Consider the following 3,208-nt stretch of genomic DNA (forward strand, 5'->3'; position numbering starts at 1 on the left):
CCCCGATGTTGTCCGCGGACAACATTCCCCCCTCGCCCGCCGTGTTGTCCGCGGACAACACCCGCCCCGCCGCACCCGTGTTGTCCGCGGACAACACGGAGGCCGCCCCGACCGCGCACCCCGGCCCCACCCCCCGGATCCTCGTCCTGTCCGCCCGGGACGGAGCCGCCCTGGCCGCCATCCGCTCCGCCCTCGCGGACCACCTGGAACGGACCCCGGGCCTGCGCCTCGCGGACGTGGCCACCACCCTCCAGCAGGGCCGCGAAGCCCTCGACCACCGGTACGCCGTGGTCGCCACCGACCTCGACCGGGCCGCCCGCGCCCTGCGCACCCCGCTGCCCGGCACCCCCGGCGTCGAAGGCCGGACGGACCCCAAGGCCCCGGCCCGGGTGATCTGGTCCTTCGGCGGGACCACCGCCGACACCACCACCGCCCGTGCCCTCGCCGGCTCGCCCTCCGCCCGCCGGCTGACCCGGGAAGCGGGCCTGCCCGGCACCCCCGGCCGGACCGGCCCGGTGGAACTGTTCGCCGCCCAGCTCGGCCTGGCCGAGGAACTCACCGACCGGGGCCTGACCCCGGCAGCGGTGACCGGCGCGGGCGCCGGACTGGTCACGGCCCTGGTCGTCGCCGGCGCCCTCGACTTCCCCGCCGGCCTGCGCCTGGCAGAGGCCCTGGCCGCCCCGGACGCGACCCCCGCCGGCCTCACCGCCCTGCTGCGGGAGCTCTCCCCCGGCCCGGCCCGCACCCCGCTGGCCGCCCCGGTCGACGACCCGGCCGCACTGGCCGCGGCCCTGCTGTCGGCCGACGGTCGCCCCCGCGTCCCGGCCACCGCCCCCGGCACCCGCACCGTCGTCGTCGACACCGGCGTCGGCGCCCGGCCCGGAATGTTGTCCGCGGACAACATCGTGGTCCCCCTGACCGCAGACACCACCGACGACGACACCACCGACGACGACGGCAACGACGCCGACGCCGCACCACGGACCCGGCTCCTGACGGCCGTGGCCCGGCTGTGGTGCCACGGCGTCCCCGTGGCACTGACCGAAGGCACCCCCGGACGCCGCCTACGGCTGCCGGTGTACCGGTTCGAACGGGCCGGATGAAGGACGGAGCGAAGAGGATGGCGAGCGCGATGGACACGCGTACGGTTGTCGCGGTCATGAGCCTGGGCGGCGCCTTCGACCTGATGGTGGACCTGGTCGAAGCCGCCGGCACCGACTACCGGCTGCTGATCGTGAACGGCGGCGAGCAGCGCTGGGAGCCGCACGAGGTCGCGGCCCTCGACGGGCTGGTCGAGTACTTCGACGCGGCCGGCCTGGACGCCGCCGCGACCCACGCGGGCCTGGCCGCCCGCGGGGTCGCCGGCGTGGTGGCCTTCCGCGACGAACTGCTGGTCCGCACCGCCGGGATCGCCGAGGGCCTGGGCCTGCCGTACCACAGCCCCGAGACCGCCCGGCGGCTGACCGACAAGTACCTGCAACGCCAGGCCCTGGCCTGCGCCGGGCTCCCCCAGCCGCGCTTCGCCGCCTTCACCGACCCCGCCGACGCCCCCGCGGCGGCCCGGGCGGTGGGCTTCCCCGCCGTGCTCAAACCGCTCGCCGGCAGCGGCAGCCGCAACGTGTTCACCGTCGCCGACCCGGCCGGACTCGACACCGCGCTGGAGACCGCGCACGGAGCGGAGAGCGGCTGGCTGCTCGAGGAGCGCATGCAGGGCACCCGGCACCCGGGCGCCGACTGGCTGGCCGACTACGTGTCGGTGGAGACCCTCGCCCTGGGCGACGGCCAGTACTGGCACCTGGGGGTGACCGACCGGCTGCCGATGTACCCGCCCCTGCTGGAGGGCGGCGCCTGTACCCCCTCCCTGCTGCCCGAACCCGTCCGCGCCCAGGTCTGCGAGGTGACCCGGCACGCCCTGGCCGCCCTCGGCGTGCAGACCGGCGTCAGCCACACCGAGATCAAACTGACCCCCGACGGCCCCCGGATCATCGAGGTCAACGGCCGCATCGGCGGACTGCTCCCGCAACTCACCCGCACCGCGAACGGCCTGGACCTGGTCCGCCTCGCCCTCGACTCCGCCACCGGCCGCGCCGACCGCCACCCGGTCACCGACGGGGACATCTCCTTCGCCTTCTTCACCCAGATGCCGCCGGGCTCCCGCCGGGTCGCCGCCCTCGCGGACGCGGACACCGCCGGCACGATCGACGGAGTCTGGCGGGTCGACGTGCACCACACCGTCGGCGCCCCGGTGGACGCCCGGGCCGGACTGCTCGGCCGGGTGCAGACCGTCTTCGCCACCGCCCCCGACGCCGACGGACTGCTCACCTCCTACCGGCGCCTGCGCGCCTGGGCGGACAGCGGCAACGTCTTCGAGAACGACCTGGCGGCCGCGGCGGCCCACCGTGGCTGACCTCGTCCCCCTGGTCTGCTTCGCCCCGGCCGGCGCGGGGGCGAGCTTCTTCGCCCCCTGGGGCGCCGCCGCCGAACGGGCCGGCTTCGCCCTCACCGCGATCGACCTGCCCGGCCGCGAACGCCGCTTCGCCGAACCCCCCGTCCACAGCGTGCCCGCGGCCGCCGAGCACCTGTACCCCGAGGTCTCCGCGCTCCTGGCCGGCCCCGGCGGGGGCGTCCTGCTCGGCCACTGCCTGGGCGCCTGGGTGGCCTACCACCTGGCCCGGCTGCTCACCCGGGCCCCGCAGCCCCCGCGCCTGCTGCTGTGCGCCAGCGGCTCGGCCGCGCCCGGCACCGTACTGGGCTGCCGCGCGACCGGCCTGCCCGACGACGCGTTCCTGCGGACCGTCGAGCACAACACCGGCTTCGTCCACCCGGCCTTCCAGGACGAGGAACTGCGCGAACTGCTGCTGCCCGCCCTGCGCGCGGACGTCGAGGCCGCCGAGTCCTACCGCCCCGACTGGCCGGGCCGCACCCCGTTCCCGGTACTGGCCTGGCGCGCCCGCGCCGACCGCCTGGTGCCCGCGTCCGAGGCCGCCGCCTGGCAGCGGACCGCAGGCAGCTTCGCCGGACTGACCGAGTACCCGGGCGACCACATGTCCCTGCCCGAGCACGGCCCCGCCCTGCTGCCCGCCCTCGCCCGCACCTGGCACTCCCTCTCCCCCGTCCCCGCCACCGCCGCCTCCGTGGAGCACCCGTGCTGACCTCCTCGCCCCGCCCCTCGGGCTGGGAACCCGCCGGCCCCCGCGGAGAACCCGCC

The 3,208-nt window shown here is 77.1% G+C and carries 2 protein-coding genes and 1 pseudogene; all 3 read left to right on the plus strand.

The genetic code is table 11. The features are described 5' to 3' along the window. Positions 1-1,103, plus strand: a pseudogene (locus tag IH44_RS49600) (hypothetical protein); the annotation flags it as partial. Between the two features lie 29 nt (positions 1,104-1,132). Further along, positions 1,133-2,407 (plus strand): acetyl-CoA carboxylase biotin carboxylase subunit family protein, encoded by a 1,275-nt coding sequence (locus IH44_RS43525; RefSeq protein WP_157852631.1) that lies wholly within the window; start codon positions 1,133-1,135, stop codon positions 2,405-2,407. After that, the gene (locus tag IH44_RS0139525) at positions 2,400-3,152 is read left to right on the plus strand and encodes a thioesterase II family protein (protein ID WP_051818312.1); all 753 of its coding nucleotides are present in this window, start codon (positions 2,400-2,402) and stop codon (positions 3,150-3,152) included. Before IH44_RS43525 ends, IH44_RS0139525 begins: the two co-directional genes overlap by 8 nt. Positions 3,153-3,208 lie beyond the last annotated feature (56 nt).

The organism is Kitasatospora sp. NRRL B-11411 (assembly GCF_000721345.1).
GTDB lineage: Bacteria > Actinomycetota > Actinomycetes > Streptomycetales > Streptomycetaceae > Kitasatospora > Kitasatospora cineracea.